This window comes from Anaeromicrobium sp. (assembly GCF_025210435.1).
Classification (GTDB): domain Bacteria; phylum Bacillota; class Clostridia; order Peptostreptococcales; family Thermotaleaceae; genus Anaeromicrobium.
This window is the reverse complement of sequence record NZ_JAOART010000070.1, coordinates 12563-31352: the sequence shown is the minus strand read 5'-3', so window position 1 is coordinate 31352 and position 18790 is coordinate 12563. Positions and strand designations below refer to the sequence as shown.

General features: G+C 31.1%; 18 protein-coding genes and 2 tRNA genes. 12 read left to right on the top strand and 8 right to left on the bottom strand.

Features of this window, described 5'->3' with window-relative positions; all coding sequences use genetic code 11:
* The 8 genes from N4A57_RS08695 to N4A57_RS08660 form a co-directional block, all read left to right on the top strand.
* A partial coding sequence (locus N4A57_RS08695; protein ID WP_293657586.1) for a transposase occupies window positions 1-207 on the top strand: 207 nt, incomplete at its 5' end.
* Window positions 208-493: 286 nt separating this feature from the next.
* A complete protein-coding gene (locus N4A57_RS08690) occupies window positions 494-871 on the top strand; it encodes a hypothetical protein (RefSeq protein ID WP_293657585.1) in 378 nt (125 codons plus the stop codon).
* A 197-nt stretch (window positions 872-1068) separates the two neighbouring features.
* Window positions 1069-1320, top strand: coding sequence for a hypothetical protein (locus N4A57_RS08685; RefSeq protein WP_293657583.1), 252 nt, complete (start codon window positions 1069-1071; stop codon window positions 1318-1320).
* A gap of 96 nt (window positions 1321-1416) precedes the next feature.
* Window positions 1417-2034 carry a hypothetical protein gene (locus N4A57_RS08680; RefSeq protein WP_293657582.1) on the top strand — a complete coding sequence of 206 codons (618 nt, stop codon included), beginning with the start codon at window positions 1417-1419 and terminating at the stop codon, window positions 2032-2034.
* Between the two features lie 322 nt (window positions 2035-2356).
* On the top strand, window positions 2357-2995 hold the full coding sequence (locus tag N4A57_RS08675) for a hypothetical protein (protein WP_293657580.1): 639 nt from the start codon (window positions 2357-2359) through the stop codon (window positions 2993-2995).
* A gap of 96 nt (window positions 2996-3091) precedes the next feature.
* A complete protein-coding gene (locus N4A57_RS08670; RefSeq protein WP_293657579.1) occupies window positions 3092-3310 on the top strand; it encodes a hypothetical protein in 219 nt (72 codons plus the stop codon).
* Between the two features lie 75 nt (window positions 3311-3385).
* The gene (locus N4A57_RS08665; protein ID WP_293657578.1) at window positions 3386-4237 is read left to right on the top strand and encodes a hypothetical protein; all 852 of its coding nucleotides are present in this window, start codon (window positions 3386-3388) and stop codon (window positions 4235-4237) included.
* A gap of 253 nt (window positions 4238-4490) precedes the next feature.
* The gene (locus N4A57_RS08660) at window positions 4491-5672 is read left to right on the top strand and encodes a hypothetical protein (protein ID WP_293657577.1); all 1182 of its coding nucleotides are present in this window, start codon (window positions 4491-4493) and stop codon (window positions 5670-5672) included.
* Between the two features lie 467 nt (window positions 5673-6139).
* Here the strand turns inward: N4A57_RS08660 and N4A57_RS08655 are convergent.
* From N4A57_RS08655 to N4A57_RS08640, 4 genes are all read right to left on the bottom strand, one after another.
* A tRNA-Thr gene (locus tag N4A57_RS08655) sits at window positions 6140-6215 on the bottom strand.
* A 4-nt stretch (window positions 6216-6219) separates the two neighbouring features.
* Window positions 6220-6295, bottom strand: a tRNA-Lys gene (locus tag N4A57_RS08650).
* Window positions 6296-6453: 158 nt separating this feature from the next.
* Window positions 6454-7434 (bottom strand): ATP-binding protein, encoded by a 981-nt coding sequence (locus N4A57_RS08645; protein ID WP_293657576.1) that lies wholly within the window; start codon window positions 7432-7434, stop codon window positions 6454-6456.
* 9 nt (window positions 7435-7443) lie between these two features.
* Window positions 7444-8517 (bottom strand): DnaD domain-containing protein, encoded by a 1074-nt coding sequence (locus tag N4A57_RS08640; RefSeq protein WP_293657574.1) that lies wholly within the window; start codon window positions 8515-8517, stop codon window positions 7444-7446.
* A gap of 402 nt (window positions 8518-8919) precedes the next feature.
* Between N4A57_RS08640 and N4A57_RS08635 the strand changes: the two genes are divergently transcribed.
* Together N4A57_RS08635 and N4A57_RS08630 are read left to right on the top strand one after the other, a co-directional pair.
* The gene (locus tag N4A57_RS08635; RefSeq protein WP_293657572.1) at window positions 8920-10431 is read left to right on the top strand and encodes a M1 family metallopeptidase; all 1512 of its coding nucleotides are present in this window, start codon (window positions 8920-8922) and stop codon (window positions 10429-10431) included.
* Window positions 10432-10517: 86 nt separating this feature from the next.
* Window positions 10518-11885 carry a M23 family metallopeptidase gene (locus tag N4A57_RS08630; RefSeq protein ID WP_293657570.1) on the top strand — a complete coding sequence of 456 codons (1368 nt, stop codon included), beginning with the start codon at window positions 10518-10520 and terminating at the stop codon, window positions 11883-11885.
* 294 nt (window positions 11886-12179) lie between these two features.
* Here N4A57_RS08630 and mtnK read toward each other — a convergent pair whose 3' ends face one another.
* From mtnK to N4A57_RS08610, 4 genes are all read right to left on the bottom strand, one after another.
* Entirely contained in the window at window positions 12180-13361 is a 1182-nt protein-coding gene (mtnK, locus tag N4A57_RS08625; RefSeq protein ID WP_330671488.1) for an S-methyl-5-thioribose kinase, read from the bottom strand.
* Between the two features lie 94 nt (window positions 13362-13455).
* A complete protein-coding gene (locus N4A57_RS08620) occupies window positions 13456-14508 on the bottom strand; it encodes an S-methyl-5-thioribose-1-phosphate isomerase (protein ID WP_293657567.1) in 1053 nt (350 codons plus the stop codon).
* A 289-nt stretch (window positions 14509-14797) separates the two neighbouring features.
* On the bottom strand, window positions 14798-15454 hold the full coding sequence (locus N4A57_RS08615) for an L-fuculose-phosphate aldolase (protein WP_293657565.1): 657 nt from the start codon (window positions 15452-15454) through the stop codon (window positions 14798-14800).
* 231 nt (window positions 15455-15685) lie between these two features.
* A complete protein-coding gene (locus N4A57_RS08610) occupies window positions 15686-17023 on the bottom strand; it encodes a S8 family peptidase (protein WP_293657563.1) in 1338 nt (445 codons plus the stop codon).
* Between the two features lie 191 nt (window positions 17024-17214).
* On the opposite strand from N4A57_RS08610, the gene N4A57_RS08605 reads away from it, so the two are divergent.
* Together N4A57_RS08605 and yycF are read left to right on the top strand one after the other, a co-directional pair.
* Window positions 17215-18018: a peptidase MA family metallohydrolase gene (locus N4A57_RS08605; protein WP_293657561.1), complete on the top strand. Its 804-nt coding sequence runs from the start codon at window positions 17215-17217 to the stop codon at window positions 18016-18018.
* 80 nt (window positions 18019-18098) lie between these two features.
* Window positions 18099-18788 (top strand): response regulator YycF, encoded by a 690-nt coding sequence (gene yycF / locus N4A57_RS08600; protein ID WP_293657560.1) that lies wholly within the window; start codon window positions 18099-18101, stop codon window positions 18786-18788.
* Window positions 18789-18790 lie beyond the last annotated feature (2 nt).

Here is an 18790-nt window from a genome sequence, read left to right as displayed (position 1 = left end):
TTTAATATACCAGAAATAAATTCTTTTACATTAGGGATAGAAAGAGATCTGATTGCAGTAAAAAACAGTACTACAAGTGAATATACAAATGGTCTTTTAGAAGGAATGGTTAATAAAGTTAAAGAAATAAAACGTACAAGCCATGGAAGATGTAATTTCGAATTATTAAGGTTGAAAGTTCTTAATTCACAGGAAATATTTGGATGATATTTAAGGTGTTCTCTTGAAAAGGATAAGTGTATAACTTTTTCACCAAAATTGCGTGAGAACCAATTTTAAGCAAAACTCTACATTCAGTTTATCAACGGCCCAAAATCAGCAATATATTCATTCAAGCCTACACCAATAGATATAATAAATAATCCATTGGCTACTACTGTACGTAAACGTACCATAGAAAAAAAGTGCCGAATGGGCTGGTGAAAAAGTATATGAAACTGTTGGTTGGGGCATATGTGCAAATATTGACTTTGTATTTGCAACTAAAGGAGCAATGGCTGTTAGATTTGATACACAGAAATTCGGGCAAGACGTATTAGAAGTATATAAAAAAGAAAATCGCCCACATATACCAGATTGGAACAAGCCTGTTTACTATAAGGCATCAGGAGGATATATTGATGATGGTTTTTTAAAGACCATGTTCGAGGAGTTTGAGAAATATTTACAGAACCCGAAGGCATATAAGCCTGGGAAACAACGTCCAGAGGGTAGCTTTACTATTGTAAAGGTTTTAAAGAAAAGGTCATACGATAAATTTGATCCCATTGCAGTAACGCAAGTTGGTAGAGCATTAGGCTTTACATATGGACATGTTACAGTAAATTCAGCCATGACTGAAGATAATAATGTAGTTGTGCTTTGCTACTGAGTATCTACATCTGCTGTAGGAGTAGCTTTTGTAGAAACAAAGACAATAATGGAAAAGAAGAAATTGTCAGATCCTAGGCTTCGAGAAGCTCTTAATCGTCCAGAACCTGATTTTAATATATGTATTCCATAAAAAATAAATGAAAAAACTTTACACATAAGTGATAAAATAATAGGTCAAAAAAAGAGGGAGTTAAAATGAATAAGGCGATGGGTGCAAGTATTACTATTATTGCTATTGGAATAATATATTTAGCTTTAGTTATGGGTCTTGATAATTTTAATTCGGGAAAAACAAGGGTTGTTGTAAATAAACAAAATGAAGAACAAAAAAACAATATAGTTTCACTGCCAAGTAAGAATATCATTGAGTTAGATAAACTTTGGGAATTCAAAAGTGATGAAAGGCTATGTAGACATACTGTGGATGAGAAAAATATATATCTTTAAACAGAAAAAGGCACATATTATGTTATAGATAGCGATTCTCTTAACCTTGTAAATAGTTTTAAATACCCTCATGGAGAAGATGACACATTTTATAATTTGAGTGCATCAAATGGAATATTAGCAATAACTTCTACTTATAAAGTGGTTGTTTTTGACACAAAGAAGAAAAAGATATTGTTAGATTATAAAACAAAAAAGTCTCATAATAGTACTAAGGCAGGTCGTTTAGACAGGGGTGTTTTATTGTATGATGATTTAGTAATGTTTTCACATGGCTTTGATAGTGCAACATATGCGATAAACTACAATACAGGAAAACTTGCTTGGAAAAGCAAGCGTGGATGGAAAAACGGACGAATTGAACTACATAAGTATAAAGATAGATATTTATATGAGCATCCATCTAGTAGTACATTTTATGAATTTGATCCTAAAAATGGTAAGATAATCAATAAATATCCCTATAGTTCTGTGGACTTGAATAATCGGGATAGTGATAAACATGTAGATGTTGTTGACACGTTTAAAAATGTGGCAGATAGAGAATTACGTATGTGGCTAGAAGGATTGTATGGAAGAACTGGGAAAGGCGATATCTATAGTGTATATGAATCGAGGTTTTATTTTCACGGACAAAATTTAGCACCGCTTTGGGAACTTCAATTCTCAAGGGAAATTGAGGATGAATATCATTATGGAAAGTATGTTTTTTAAAATTTATGTGATAGCATAGTTTTATTAGATTCTAAAAGTGAAAATGGGGAAATATTATGGAGCATGAAGCCAGAACATGGAATAGACTTTCTTAGTTTTGTATATAAAGAAAGATTATTTTTACTTTTTGGAGACAACACTGTTAAAGTTTTTGATTTGTCTAAGTTGGAAAAATAGTAATACATGGAATTAAACTAAAGTACTTATTTTAAGATGCTTTTTATATGGATAAAATAAAGGCTAGACACAGTTATAGCAATAGGTAAGACTTTGATGTTATCTCCATCTTTTGTCAGCTAAGTCAGAGGGATTACGCACTCCTTTGGCTACTACTGTATGTAAACGTACCATAGAAAAAAGTGCCGAATGGGCTGATAAAAAAGTATATGAAACAGTTGGATGGGGAATCGGGGTAAATGTTGATATGTTATTCGCAACAGCAGGCGGAATGTCTATTAAGTCTGATGAACAGAAATTCGGTGATGGAGTAGTGCAAAAGTATAAAGATGACAATAGATCGCATATACCAGATTGGAATAAACCTGTTTTGTATAAGTTTGGCGGTGGATTTATTGATGATGGTTTAATTAAGACTCTTTATAGTGAGATTATAGAATATTTAAAAAATCCAAAGGGGTATAAGCCTGGTAAACAACTTCCGGGTGGTGCCGTTACTCTTGTACAGGTTTTAAAGAAAAAGACATATGACGAGTTTGATCCGAAGAATGTAGAAAACGTTGGTATAGCACTAGGAGCTACATATAAACACTTTACAGCAAGTGGGGGTAAAACCAAAAATAACAATGTGATTGTGGTTTGTTATGGATTATCTACAACTCCTGCAGGCATAGCCCTTGTAGAAACAGTTACAAAAATGATAGACAAGAAAGTGTCACACCCTAAATTTGAAGCACCCTCCAATTCGCTTATAGACCCTGAATTTAACACATATGCTCCTTAAAAAATTAAGAAGATTTTGATGAAAAAGTGATATGATATAGGTATAAAGAATTAATTCTTTATACCTATATTTTGTGTACATAAAAAGGAGAAAAAAATGGCAAAGGTAGAACGTGTAATTATTGTTATTATCATTGTTTTGGGAATGGTATATTTATCTCTAAACCTGGGGCTTGACAATTTTAATTCAGGGAAAACAAGGAGCATTGGAAATAGGAAAGGTGAAGAACAAAAAAACAACATAATTTCACTACCAAGTAAAAATATCGTTGAATTAGAGAAGGTTTGGGAGTTTAAGACAGATGGAAGGGTTTAGAGATATGCTACAGATGATAAAAATTTATACCTTCAATCAGAGAAAGGGATATATTATGTTGTAGATAAGGAATTTTTGAAGGAGGTAAAAAGTTTTAAAGATCCCTATGGAGAGGATGAGTTATTTTATAATCTAAGTGCATCTAATGGAATATTAGCAATAACTTCTGATGATACAGTGGTTGTTTTTGATACAAAGAAGGGCGAAATACTGTTAGATTATAAAACCGAAAAATCTTGGCATAACACTAAGGTAGATAGTTTAGATAGAGGTGTTTTGTTATATGATAATTTAGTTATATTTTCACATGGACATGATGACGCAACTTATACAATAAATTACAATACAAAAGAATTTTCTTGGAAATGTAAAAGAGGATGGAAAAGCGGAACAATTGAACTATATAGGTATAAAGATAGATATTTATATAAGAATCGATTTGATAGTGCATTTTATGAATTTAATCCAAAGAGTGGGGCGATAATAGGTAAATATTCTTATAGTTTAGTGAAATTGGCTAATAGGGATAGTGATAAGCATACAGATGTTTTTATTGTTTTGGAAAGTGTAAAAGATAAGGAATTGCGTAACTGGCTAGAAGAAGGTTATGATAGAATTGGAAAAGGAGATATTTATAGCATATATGAGTCAAGGTTTCATTTTCATGGACAAAGCTTAACACCTCTTTGGGAAATTGAGTTTCCAAATAAAATTGAAGATAGGCACAACTATGGAAGGGATATGTTTTTTAATCTGGTTGATAGTATAGTATTATTAGAACTTGAAGATAAAAATGGAAAAATATTGTGGAATATGAAGACAGGATATAATTTAATACATAGAAGTTCTATACACAAAGATCGACTTTATATATCATATGAAGATAGTAGTATTGAAGTATTTGATTTATCTAAGTTGGAAAAATAATATATGACTCTGTTGACTGTCCAATTAATTCTTTGAAAAATTTGTCTAAGGATAGTTCTTTTGATATAATTTAGCTCTGAAACATTTATTCACACCACCTGTTATGTTTTTGTGTAGGAACTTAATTATAAAAAGGTTGTGCATAAATGTTTTTTTATTTAACTGGAAATTTATTTAATTATTATTGTACTATTATAGCATGAAGAATATTTTTTCATGTCTAAATGTATGTCTAATTATAAGGAGAGATACTGTGGAAATGAAAGATTCTAAAATAAATAATACTATTCCAAAGTGGGTATCAACACTATTTACAATATATATATTTATAGTTGCCTTAAATACAATGTTTGGAGGTAATTCACAAGATGAAATAATGAAAAGAGAATCAATGTTAAAAAAAAGAGAAGAAATGGGAGTTACTATAAAAAGTATTCCTAGTGAAAATAAAATTGAATTAGATAAGATTTTAGAATTCCAAAAAGTACAAGGTAAAGTTAGTGAATATATTATAGAGAAAGATATTTTATATTTGACTACACCTAAGCAAATTTATATTCTAAATATTAATGATTTTAAAACTATATTTAGCTTTGAAATCCCAGAAGAGCATATATCGGATAGTGGTGAAATTATAGATTTATTGAGGAATGAGAATATATTTAATAATAAAGCATGGGATTTTAACATGAAAAAAATTGAAATGTTGCTAAACTCTCCTGTGGCAGAACATTTTTGTAATGATATTTTAATACATGATGATTTAGTTATATTCTCAGAGTCTCCTTATGATATAATGTATGGAAAGAATTATAAGACTGGAAAAATCATTTGGAAAAATGACAGAGGATATAAAAGCGGAGGTATTAAGTTCTATGGATACAGAAATTATAAATATAAATATAATAAATACAAAAATCGATATCTATATGAAAATACTTTAAAGGGAATGGTTTATGAATTTAATCCTAAAACAGGTGAAATAATTAATGAATATCCATATGATACCTATAAATTAATAAATTGTGATACAGAGCATGAATATTACATGGATTTTAAAAATATGGAAGATAAAGAATTTGAAAAATGGTTAGAAGAAATGTGGAATAAGACTGATAAAGGTTACTTATATACAACTTATGATTCAAGGTTCTATTTTCATAAAAACCAAACAACACCACTTTGGATGATTGAATTCCCAGATGATATTTTAGAAACATATAACTATGGAAGATATATGTTTTTGCGTTTTTCTGATAGTGTAACATTATTAGATTTTGACAATGTAGATGGAGAAGTAATATGGAGTGTAAATTTTGAAGACGGGAATGAAGAAGAATTTATAGAAGAATTTATTATACATGAGGAGCGTTTACATTTATTATGTGCAGATGGATTAGTAAGAGTATTTGATTTATCCAAGTTGGAAAAATAGTGACCTATTAAAAATAATTTAAAGCGCCTAGATGCAAAATTGTAGTTAAGGTGCTTTTTTTTATGAGAAAAAAGGTGAACTGGACTAATGATTAGTTTAACGAATAATATATATTGATATTATATCACAATCAAATAAATTAATTTCCAATAAACTACCATTTATTTACTATAAATATTATATATATGAATTATAGCTGGAATATATATTTGTCTAATATGAATTTAATTTGAGAACTTGGAGAAATGTCCATTGACGAGAGGAAGGGCGTAATAATCATACTTTTAGAATTAAAATTATTTCCCTATAAATTAAAAAAAGTGCCGTTGGCACTTTAGAGAAAAATATAATCATATATTTTTAAATATTAAACACGATTAATACTATAAGGGGGATTAATTATGTTTAATAGGATAAACGTAAAAAAGAAGCATGAGTTTCCTGATCTCACGCCCCTTTTTATGTATTGGAGCTGGTGAAGGGACTTGAACCCATAACCTGCTGATTACAAGTCAGCTGCTCTACCAATTGAGCCACACCAGCATGGTGGTGACCCATCCGCGGCTCGAACGCGGGACACCTTGATTAAAAGTCAAGTGCTCTACCGACTGAGCTAATGGGTCGTACTGCTCACAGTTATATATATTACAACATAAATAGACCAATGTCAACAATTTTTTTGCTTATAATTTTTATAATAGGATAAATGTTTAATCTGTTCTAATATATTATAGTTATAAGTTTGTTTTACAATAAAAAAACAGCTTATAACTAAGCTGTTTTAAACTTCCCATCTTAAATCATCACCATAAAATTTCATAACCTTAAACTTACTAAATATCCTTGAGAAAATTCTCTCACTATAGGTAGTGGCAATTTCTTTTGGATCTAAATTTGTGGATATGATGAGTTTTTTGTCATATATTAATCTAGTATTTAATATGTGAAATAATTCTGAGTTAGTAAAGGTATTAGTAAGTTCAGTTCCTAAATCGTCTATAATAAGTAGATCACAATCAAATAACATTTGATAACTCTCCTTGATTAAAGGATCTTTAACTTTGCTAAATTTATATTGTTCAATAATATCTAATATTTTAAAGGCCGTTTGATAAACTACTATCTTACCCCTGTCTAATAATTCCTTGGCTATACAATTACACATGAAGGTTTTACCTAATCCGGTAGTTCCATAAAATAGTAAATTTTCATTAATTTTATCAAAATGGTTCACAAAGAGGCCACAATCTTCTAGGATATGTTGCATATTTTCATAGGGTGTTAATTCTTCTTCTTCAAAGGGCTTGTTATCATATAAACTTATTTTAAAGTTATTGAAGTTTTCCTTTTCCAATATTTTATCTAGATTAGACATTTTATAAGCATGGTTTATGAGTTTCTGTTTGAAACATTTGCATTTAGTACCATTTTGTAAAAATCCCGTATCACTACAGCCGATACAATTGTACTGAATCTCTAGATAGTTAAGGGGAACATTATTTTCTGTCAATAATATGGCCTTTTCTTGTTTTAAACTTTCTAAAGTTTTCCTTAATTCATTTAAGTATTGGTCATAATCATTAAGATTAGTTAATATGGCTTTAGCCATATGAATTCCTGTTTTATTTATCTCATCTTCTATTTCTTTAAGTTTAGGTAATAGGGCGTGAACTTGTTTTTTTCTATCTTCTAGTTCTTTTTGGCCTTTATCTCTAGCCTTTTCGTATTCAAGGAGTATAGTTTTGGAAATATTTTTTGACATTTTGTTCACCTACCTCTTTCTTCTGACTAATTTTTCTAGTTCTTCACTGGAATATTTATCAGTACGTTGTTTAAAGTTATGAAATCTATTATTAGAAAAGCTCTTTTTCACAGGAGTCTTCTTTGTAGTAGTTTTTTCTTTGTGAGCAGCTTCCTTAGCGTTTACTTCATCTATTGTGTTGATTTTATCTTGTTTCCATCCTTTTAATATACTGTTTATAAAGTTAATATTAGGATTAGAAGTTTTAGAAGAATTTTCGCAGGCCCTTAAAATCAATTCCATAGAAAAATTCCACTCATCAAACCAAGTATCCATAATACTCATTTCTTTTTCGGATGGAGACCTATAGCCAAAACCTAATGCTTTGAATATTCTTTTGTATTGATAATACCTTTTGTCGGTTTTTTCCAAATAGTTATCTAACTTTTCTTCTGTGTTTATACCATCATGAGACCAATTTTTTATGATAGTTTCTACATAACTAATACGTCTTATATTTTTTACTTTTTTTCTTTCTATACAATAATCAAAAGCTCTTATTATAAAACTTGGGTCTATATGATATTTATAAATCCATTCTGATATGTTTCTTGATTCATTAGGACTTAATTGACGTTGCATTAATTGGCTTATAAGAGAAAACATCTCCTTAACTCCTGGAACTTCTTGAATTTCCATAAAATCTTTAGCAGAGAAAGAAGAATTATGGACTATATTTTCTTCAGTTTCTACAACGTTATTAGTTATTTTATAATTATTATCTATATAAAGTTGTTTTAGGCTTAAAAATTCAACTTTAAAATCATAAGGATTATCATCATTTATGAAGTGTTTTTTTATTATTCCTTTTTTTTCCCAGAAATCCCATGCGTCCATAACATCAGATAAGGGGATGCTAAGATGTCTTGATATGGTTGGATTATTCACCCTAAGAGAGGGATCTCTGTCATTTGCGTATTTATATCCAAGGAGGTATACCTTCACATGGGTTCCATTAGCCATGGGCATAAAATCATTTATGAATATGTTTTCTATGGAAGTATCTCCCAAGTCTATTTTAGTAGTTTCTTTAAAAAAGTGCATCTTATCCCTCCTCCTATTAATTATATCATATACCTTATAGATTTCGTGATTATAAACTTGCTTTATGTGAGCCTACTTCAGGTAAATATATTGAAAATTTTTTCCAATGAAGTCCCTGTCACAATCGAAAGTGGGAATCCTCGTAGATAGGTTCATGACTCATGTTGGAGTAGCATAAGATGTTGTGACGTTCCACAATTCCAAAAATTTTCAATAGTTCCCCTTGTAGGCAAGTTACTGTATAACGAAAGCTTAGTGTTACGGAATCTATAATGTAGCCTTATAATTATAACCTATTAGGATATAAATTTAAACTGGAATAGATAGGATTAACTGTCCCATAGGCATATGGCCCCTAGGAAAACATATAAATATAATAGGGGAATTTTAAGGGGGGCTTTTATGGATTTAATTTTTAGTAAGAGAAAAATAAAGGTTTTGGGAATAATAGTAGGGTTACTGTTCATGGCAAATTTTGCTTCCAACCATGAAGTATTAAAGAGTGTTCCCACTGGATTTCAAAGGGAATATGAAAGTGAAACTTCTACTGAATATACTTTAAAGGGAGAATTTGATCCAGTAGAAAAACTATTAATCATAAAGGAAAATATTTTATATACAAATACTAGTAAGGCCACTTTTAAAAGCATATATCTTCATTTGTATCCTAATGCTTTTAAAGAAGAAAAGACTGTTCCCTTTGAACAATCAGATATGATATTAGCTTATCCTAAGGGATTTGAATCGGGTTATATGAAAATAACAAATATTAGAAGTGGAAAGGAACACTTAAAGTTTAATGAAATTGGTATTGGAGATAGTATATTAAAGGTAGAATTAAAAGAAGATTTAAAACCTGGAGAAAAAGTTAATTTAGATATTGATTATATGTTAAAGATACCTCCTTCCTGTGGTCGCTTTGGATATGGAAATGACACTATAAATTTGGGAAATTGGTATCCTATTATGGCCGTATATGATGAAAAGGGATGGAATCTAGATCCATATTTTGCCATTGGAGATCCCTTCTATAGCCATGTGGGAAATTATAGAATAGAGATTTTAGTTCCAAAGGAATATAATATGGCCTATTCTGGGAAAATTATAAAAAAGGAAGAAATTAATGGTAAGGTCCGATGGACCATTGAAGGTAAAAACATAAGGGATTTCGCCTTAATATTAAGTGATAAATATAAAGTTAAGGAGAATAAAGTAGATGATATAAGAATAAAATCCTATTCTTTAGAAGAAAACTATATAGGATTAGCACTAAAATCAGCTGAAGATGGCATAAAAATATTTAATAGTCTCTATGGTAAATATCCCTATGAACAAATTACAGTGGCTGCATCGGATTTTTTCATAGGAGGCATGGAGTATCCCAATATAGTTTTTATAGATAAGACCCTTTATTCTGAAGAAAGGAAACAAATGCTTGAATATGTGGTAGTCCATGAAGTGGCCCATCAATGGTGGTATGGATTAGTAGGAAATAATGAAGTTAAAGAAGCTTGGTTAGATGAAGCCCTAACAGAGTACTCAACTTTACTATATTATGAGAAGAAATATGGAAAAAAAGCTAAGGATGCCATATACAAGGATATGATGTTAAGATCTTATAATGAATATAAAAATAGTAAAAAGGGTAATACTGAAAAAGTATATAGAAGTGTATCAGAATTTAAGGATTCTAGAGAATATCAGACTTTAGTTTATTTTAAAGGTGCCATATTTATAGAAAATCTAAGAAAAGAATTGGGAGATGATGCTTTTTTTAAGGTAATGAAGGTATATTTTGATAAATATAAGTATAAAATTGCTAAAACAGAAGACTTTTTGAACGTATGTGAGCAGATATCTAATAAAAATCTAGAGAAATTCTTCAAAAAATGGATAGATTATGAGAGAAAATAAGACTATTTAATTATTTTGTGGTATATGATATACTATATTGGTAGAATAGACTAGTTTTACTAATTTAAGAGAGGAAGTCTCAAAAGATGAAGATAGAAGAAGTATCTGGCAAGTTTAAAGAATTGAGTAAAAAACAGAAGATTGGTTTCATAGGAACTTTAAGTTTATGTTTAATACTTATATCTACTTTTTTATATATAAATAGTATGGCCTTCCAAGTGAAATCCAATGGAAAGGTTATCACAGTTGTTAAAAATAAAGAAGATTTTCAAGTAGTATTAGAAAGTGTTAAAGAGGAATTATTTAACACTTATGGAGAAGAAGTTATATTTGATGAGGTTATAACCTATGAAAGGGTAAAAGTAGATAAAGATAAGATAGCACATGTGGAAGATATAAAGAAGGCTATCTCAAAAAACATAAATTTAGAAGTTGTGGCAAGTGGTATATGGGTTGAAGATAAGTGCATAGTTGCATTACATACTAAATCACAAGCTGAAGAAGTATTAAAAAAAATTAAGTCTATCTATGAGCCAGATGAACAAGTTAAAGTTGAAAAATATGATTATGCAGAGAATATTAAAATAGATAAGGTACAGATCAAAGGACCTGAAGTTAAAAATGTGGATGAAGCTGTTGACTTCATATTAAAGGGCACTGACCAGGAGAAAATTCATAAGGTTGAAAAGGGAGAGAGTTTTTGGACTATAGCTAAAAAATATGATATAAGCGTTGACGATTTAGTTAGAGCTAATATGGATGTTAAACCAGAAAAATTACAAATAGGTCAAAGTATTAGTTTAATAGTACCTAAGGCCCTTTTAACAGTGGAAACTGTAACAAATACTACCCTGAAAGAGAAGATAGCCTATGAGGTAGAATTTGAAGAAACATCAGCCCTTTACAAGGGTGAAAAGAAAGTAAAGATAACAGGTAAAAATGGTGTGAAAGAAGTTCTAGCCCAGGTAGTAACACAAAATGGTGTTCAAGTGGCCATGAATGTGGTTAGTGAGAATATAGTATCAAAACCAGTGACTCAAGTGGTATTAAAGGGAACTAAAAATCCTCCACCAAGGATAGGATCAGGTTCATTTATAAAACCTACTAGGGGAAGATTATCCTCTAGGTTTGGTTGGAGATGGGGTAGAAAGCATACGGGAATAGATATAGCAGCCCCATATGGTACAAAGGTTATAGCAGCAGATGGTGGAAAGGTTACTTATTCTGGATGGAAAAGTGGCTATGGTTATTTAGTAATAATAGATCATGGAAGAAACACCATAACTTATTATGGACATAATAGTAAGCTATTAGTTAAAAAGGGTCAGAAGGTATTTAAGGGACAAAAGATCGCCCTAGTGGGAAGTACAGGAAGAAGTACTGGACCCCATGTTCATTTTGAAGTGAGAAAGAATAAGATTCCTGTAAATCCATTAAGATATGTAAAATATTAAAATAATTAAAGCCATGAAGATAAGAAATTTTATTCTTAAATCTTCATGGCTTATTTTATAAATTTCTTGATTTTAAAATTGTTTTATACAGTAACTTGCCTATAAGGGAAACTATTGAAAATTTTTGGAACCCTGGAACGTCACAACATCCTATGCTACTCCAACATGACACATGAACCTATATACGAAGATTCACACTTACGCTTGTGACAAGGACTTGGGTGGAAAAGATTTTCAATAGTTTTCTGAAATAGGCTCACATAAAGCAAGTTTATACACCAGAAATCTATATCTCTATATATTACTATTAAATATATTTATATAATCTTCACCTGTTTTAATGTTATTCCTATTTTTTATAAAGGTTTTAGCTGATAATATTAATAACCTCTCTGCCCTAATCCTATTATCTATGTGATCAATACTTGTAATATCTAAAACCTTTGAATCACCAACTACCCTTCTTATGATTTCAAGACCAGCTATTCCTGCTGTATCTGATAGGATAGAGTCTAAATACCAATTCATATAATATTCTTCTTTAGCCATTACATCTGTAACTATTTCCTTATATAATTTAATAAATTTTTCTTTAAATAACTTTATAATGTCTTTTATAGTGTCTTCAATCCAAGTTACAAATTCTTTTATATGCTTAGGATCTTCTGTCACAATGGCATTTGCCCATGAAAAAAATAAGTTTCCTATCACATTTCCAAGGTCATAACCCATAGGACCATAAAAGGCAAACTCTGGATCTAGTACTTTAGTAGAATCTTCTTTTACAAAGATAGATCCTGAATGTAGATCACCATGGATGAGGGCCTGGGTATTGTTCATAAAATTATTTTTAAGCTTTCCTGCTTCAAGGATTAAATTTTTATCTTCGTATAATTCTTTTTTAACGAATTCCATATTTTCTTTCAATACAATATTTCTACCCTTGTAATCAATAAATGGCTCTGTAAATACTAGATCCTCTGATATTTTACAAAGATCCTTATTAATATAGTTTTTAATATTGTCCTTCTTCTCCCCTGAATCCATAACTAAATCTGTAGTAGGTAAAAGGGTATTCACAAGGAATGTAGTTATGTGATCTCCTAGATGTGGAAAAGTTTTTCTATGAAGTAATTCTTTTCTCAAATTCTTATGATCAGATATATCCTCCATAGATAGGGTACACATTATAGGATCATACTTATATACTTTAGGAACTAGTCCAGAAGCTAGACTTCCTTGTAACATCAATACTTCTGCTTCTATCCTATTTCTGTCCACATCTAAAGGACGGCCTGATGATCTTAGTAAAATATCAGCCTGTTTAATTATGACTGATTTTTTAGTGTTTACATCCCAAACTTTGAATACATAATTTATGTTTCCATCACCTATTTCTATAGCATCTAGTTTGGCATTTTCGTCAAAAATACGTAAGTTTTCTTTTGCATAAAGAACAGCATCTTTTGCTTCCATTCTGAAATGTGAGTTAAATTTAGACAAGTGATCAACCCCTTAAACTTAGGGATGTTCTAAAAGTTTTATTTTGAACATCCCCTATTGTGTAATTTTAATAATAGTTTTCTACCTTTGACTCAAAGTATCTATGTAAATCATAAGGACTTAGTATTCCCTTATCTGTAACTACACCGCTTACTAAATGAGGCGGTGTAATATCAAAGGATGGATAATATCCCTTAACTCCATCCATAGTATTTTTAATACCCCTAAATTCTAATACTTGATTAGGATCCCTTTCCTCAATTTTAACCTGTGAGATAGAATGATAATCCTTATCTGGAATACCTGTCACGAAATAAGGTATTCCAAAATGCTTGGCCACAATGGCTATTTGCATTGTTCCTACCTTATTTACTATATGTCCATCTAGACATATGGAGTCTGCTGCAGATGTGAACAAATCTATATTTTTATTCTGCATAGTGAATGCAGGCATATTATCTGTAATTACAGTAACATCAAATCCTTGATCATAGGCCACACTAGCAGTAAGTCTAGCTCCCTGAAGATAAGGTCTCGTTTCTGGACAAAATAGTTTGATATTTTTATTTTGCTTTGTACACTCCTTAAGCATCATACCCACAATAGTTTCTCCAAAGCATTGGGTCATGATATTTCCGTTTTGTGGGAACATATCTACTAAATATTTTGCCACTATACCTATTCTTGAATAACGATTATTTATAGATTTAACAGTATGCTCAAAAATTTCTTCATCAACTTTTTCACCCTTTTCCATGGCTACTTTTGCAACATTTAAACACCCATTAACTATTAAAGTCATTCTATTTGCCGTTGTAGGTCTTGCATTTGCCAACTTATATGCAGCATTTTCCAAATATTCCACTTGTTTTTCATAGGATAAATCCCTACATTCATAAGCAGCCAAAGCCATACCCATACCTGCTGCCGTATAGGGTCCAGCACTTTGAGTTACCATATCTGCAATAGCCTGTGCAACTTCCTCATGACTATTACATGTAACAAAATTAACTTTCGTTGGATAAATTCTTCTATCTAAAATTTTTACCTTGCCCTTTTCATACCAAGCTACATTTTCATACCTGAGCATGAAGGCTAGTCCTTTATCTATTCGTTCCATATCTTTCCTGCCTTTCTTCTTTTATTTAGAATCCAAATTTTAGAGTAATATAGATTTCTTGCTTTTAAAATTGCTTTATACAGTAACTTGCCTATAAGGGAAACGATTGAAAATCTTTGGAACCCTGGAACGTCACAACATCCTATGCTACTCCAATATGACACATGAACCCATCTACGAAGATTCACACTTTCGCTTGTGACAAGGACTTGGGTGGAAAAGATTTTCAATATATTTTCCTGAAATAGGCCCACATAAAGCAAGTTTATACACCAGAAATCTATAATCATTATTCCTCTGTTTTTACTTGACCATAGCTTTGAAATAATCCCAACATTTTATTCATTTCACCATCTGAAAGTATAGAAGGCTCCCCTAAAGCTTTTGTTCTACAATATATCTCTGCACAAAACTCAATTTCCTCTGCCTTGTTAAAGGCATTAGGTAAGTCCTTTGCCCCAGTAAGTAATCCATGATTAGCTAAAAAGACAGCATATCTATCCTTCATTCCTTCAAAGGCACTTATGGCAAGACCATCTGTTCCAAAGGTTTCATATGATGAACATCTTACATTTTTCCCACCTGAAATGGCAACTAAATAATGGACAGCTGGTAGGTCCCAATTCATACAAGATAAGGTGGTAGAATAGGTAGAGTGCACATGAACTACCGAATTAATGTCTTCTCTTTTTTCATAGAAGATCTTATGCATGGAATATTCACTAGAGGGTCTTTTATGTCCATCAATTACATTACCATTAAGATCCATGATCAGTACATCTTCAGGTTTCATTTTAAAATAATCAATTCCACTAGGAGTTATGGCCATTAATTTTTCATTCCTCATGAAAATACTAATGTTGCCTCCTGTACCCTTAGTTAGATTACTGGTAATTAGTTTTTTACCATATTCAACAATCAATTGTCGTTCCTTTTCAAATATCATTTATATGATCCTCCTTTAAAGTAATAGAATTAATTAACAAATTCTTTTAATGTGCCTCAATACATCTATATAATTTTCCTTTAATGCTCCTAATATGGATGCATGTTTTTTTCCAACTTCTGAAAATATTATACCATTATATTCATATGGTACAAGGAGGTTTCATTGTGACTTATATTTAAATTTTTAAATAATAAACCGTCTCCATTTTTGGAGACGGTTTATTAGATTTTATAAAAGTAACATTAATAATGCTAAAAGACTAGGATCAAAATTTTCTGTACCAGGGAGCTTAAATTTGGGCTTTCTCCTAGGGGATCTATTTCTTGGGGGAGAATTTTCTATATTAGATAAGTCTTCATCATTAATATCTAACATGGCCTTAACATTGATTATTCCATGACCTTCTGCATTTCTTCCTTCTCTAATGTCTACTGTAGTATTTAACATTCTACTTTTAACTTGAGCTGCACTAAGATTAGGTTCTTTCTCCATTAACAGGGCAGCTGAACCTGCAACCATTGGGGTAGCCATAGAAGTTCCTGAATGGGTCACATAGGAAGTAGGTCCTTTGTTAGATAGTGAATAAATATCAACTCCAGGTGCTACAATATCTGGCTTATATAGTCCAGACGGTGTGGGGCCTCTACTTGAGAAGCTTGCCACAAAGTCGTCCTCATAAGTAATGGTTTTATTGTCATCTACTGCTCCAATTGTGAGGACATGAGGGCTTATACCAGGACTATTTATAGTACCTGCATTAGGACCACTATTTCCAGCTGCTGTACAAACTAATAATCCCTGACTAGAGGCATTGGCTGCGGCTTTAGCTAGGGGATCTTCCCTATAACTTTTTTCAGCTGGTGCTCCTAAGGACATATTAAGGATTCTAATGTTGTATCTATCCTTATTATCTATTACCCATTGTATGCCAGCTAAAATATCAGAGGTAGATCCACTACCATTACCATCTAGAACTTTTACACCTATAATGTTGGCCTCTGGTGCTACTCCCTTGTATTTTAATTGAGCATATCCATTTCCTGCTGCTATTCCTGACACGTGGGTTCCATGGCCGTCATCATCATAAGGGGAAGTTCTTCCGTTTACAAGATCTTTAAAAGCAATTATTCTGTTAGTAGGTCTAGTTAAATCATAATGGGGATAAACTCCCGTATCTAAAACTGCTATACCTACTCCTTTACCCGTATATCCTAAATCATTTATTCTATGGGCTACTATTGCTAAAGAGGCATTATCCATACATTTAAAAACTTTTGCATCATGATTTATAAATTGAATCATGTGATGGGCTGCTATGTCATCAATAGAAGTTGCTGGAATATTTGCGGCAACTGCATTGATTAAGGGGTACTTATATTTAATGGTGCCCCCCACCTTTTCTATACATTCCTCAATATCTTCGTGTCTATTTTCACTATATACTATGGTAGGAATAATATCCTTAGTACCAGCACTCATTCTTCTTACAACTACAGGATGGACAAATTTAGCTCTAATCTGCTGTATGCGTTTGTCTACTTTGTTTTGGGTACGATTTCTTCTCACTGAAAACCACTCCATACAATATATTCTCATTACCAATGTATGCATGGGGCTTGGACACTGTTCTATGGAGGGATAATATTACCAGTGAAATTGGTGCATATATTGTGATATACTAAGTGATTACGAGGGACGGTTATTAAATTAAATGGGTTTAATAGGCGTCTTTTTTTATTAGAGAGGGGGTTCTAACTATGAGAAGAAGAGCCAAATTATTAGTAAGTTTAATTCTTTTAATTGTTGTTTTAGTTAACTTTAATTTTATAAAAGTTAAAATATATCCAATAATAAATAAAATTGGAGAAATAATAATGTTAAAAAAAGTAGATACATTTAAAACTATGGAAACAGAAAAGTTAATAATTAAATACGATACAGATGAAGATGCAGCTAAACTTGTAGCCCAGACCCTAGAAGAAAAATATGATAGTGTTGCTAAAGACTTTAATTATACATCAGAAGAAAAAAAAATTATAATTATATATGAAGATGGGGAAAAACTAAATGAAAATACTAATCTAAGAAAGGGTAATCCTCCAATGGGAGTATATGTTTATAATACGGTTTCCGTATTATCTCCAAATAATTGGATAAAAGATGAAGAAAATTTAGAAACTATATTTAAGGAAGACGGTCCTATGGTCCACGAATTTACCCATTTAATAGTAGATGAGATAGGGAGAGGAAATTTTCCCATATGGTTTACAGAAGGCATAAGTCTTTATATGGAATATGATAAAAACGAATATATTTGGAAAGCTAATTTAGACGATGAAGATGAAGTAATATACAATGTAAAAAATCTTACTGAAAACTTTCACCAATTAGATGAATTTAAAGCTTATAAAAGGTCCTTTGAATATATAAAAGGATTTGTAGATGAATATGGTTTTAATAAATTAAATGAAATCCTTATAGAATTAGGAGAAGGTAGATCATTTAATGAAGCCCATAGAAGGGTTATAGGGAAAAATGTGGAAGAAATCTATGTGAATTAAGTTTCTATTTATGAGGCAAAGGGTTTTTATGATATAATTTCCTATATAATAAATAAGAACAAGGAGCGGGGGTACTGAGTATGGCTAGAAAAGTATTAGTAGTGGAAGATGAAAGAGCTATTTCTGACATTTTGGTTTTTAACCTTAAAAGAGAAGGATATGAAGTAAGTACAGCTTATGATGGAGATGAAGCTCTTCAAAAGGTATATACAATTGAACCAGATCTAATTTTATTAGATGTGATGATTCCTAAGGTAGATGGCTTTAAGGTTTGTAAAAAGGTAAGGGAAAGCTTTGATACACCCATATTAATGTTAACGGCAAAGGAAGAAGAAGTAGATAAGGTATTAGGTCTAGAACTTGGAGCAGATGACTATATAACTAAGCCCTTTAGTATGAGAGAGTTAATGGCTAGGGTTAAAGCAAATATGAGAAGAGCTTCTATTCCTGTGGAAACTAAAAAGATCAATATAATAGAGTCTGATAATTTAAAGATAGACTTAAATAAATATGAAGTAACTAAGAGAGATAAAGTAATAGAGTTAACTTTAAGGGAGTTTGATCTCCTTAAATATTTAGCTACCCAAGGAAACCAAGTATTTACTAGGGAACAGCTTTTAGAAGAAGTTTGGGGATTTGAATACTTTGGTGACATAAGAACAGTAGATGTGACAGTAAGAAGATTAAGAGAAAAGATAGAAGACAACTCCAGCAATCCTAAATATATATTGACAAAAAGGGGAGTGGGATATTACTTTAGGAGGGCCTAAGA

Bases quoted from the DNA above. Each gene is read 5' to 3' on its own strand.
- yycF (WP_293657560.1), top strand. From the start codon at position 18,099: ATGGCTAGAAAAGTATTAGTAGTGGAAGATGAAAGAGCTATTTCTGAC.
- N4A57_RS08640 (WP_293657574.1), bottom strand. From the start codon at position 8,517: ATGCACTTTTTTAAAGAAACTACTAAAATAGACTTGGGAGATACTTCC.
- N4A57_RS08615 (WP_293657565.1), bottom strand. From the start codon at position 15,454: ATGATATTTGAAAAGGAACGACAATTGATTGTTGAATATGGTAAAAAA.
- N4A57_RS08635 (WP_293657572.1), top strand. From the start codon at position 8,920: ATGGATTTAATTTTTAGTAAGAGAAAAATAAAGGTTTTGGGAATAATA.
- N4A57_RS08670 (WP_293657579.1), top strand. From the start codon at position 3,092: ATGGCAAAGGTAGAACGTGTAATTATTGTTATTATCATTGTTTTGGGA.
- N4A57_RS08620 (WP_293657567.1), bottom strand. From the start codon at position 14,508: ATGGAACGAATAGATAAAGGACTAGCCTTCATGCTCAGGTATGAAAAT.
- N4A57_RS08630 (WP_293657570.1), top strand. From the start codon at position 10,518: ATGAAGATAGAAGAAGTATCTGGCAAGTTTAAAGAATTGAGTAAAAAA.
- N4A57_RS08690 (WP_293657585.1), top strand. From the start codon at position 494: ATGGCTGTTAGATTTGATACACAGAAATTCGGGCAAGACGTATTAGAA.
- N4A57_RS08645 (WP_293657576.1), bottom strand. From the start codon at position 7,434: ATGTCAAAAAATATTTCCAAAACTATACTCCTTGAATACGAAAAGGCT.
- N4A57_RS08685 (WP_293657583.1), top strand. From the start codon at position 1,069: ATGAATAAGGCGATGGGTGCAAGTATTACTATTATTGCTATTGGAATA.
- N4A57_RS08605 (WP_293657561.1), top strand. From the start codon at position 17,215: ATGAGAAGAAGAGCCAAATTATTAGTAAGTTTAATTCTTTTAATTGTT.
- mtnK (WP_330671488.1), bottom strand. From the start codon at position 13,361: ATGGAAGCAAAAGATGCTGTTCTTTATGCAAAAGAAAACTTACGTATT.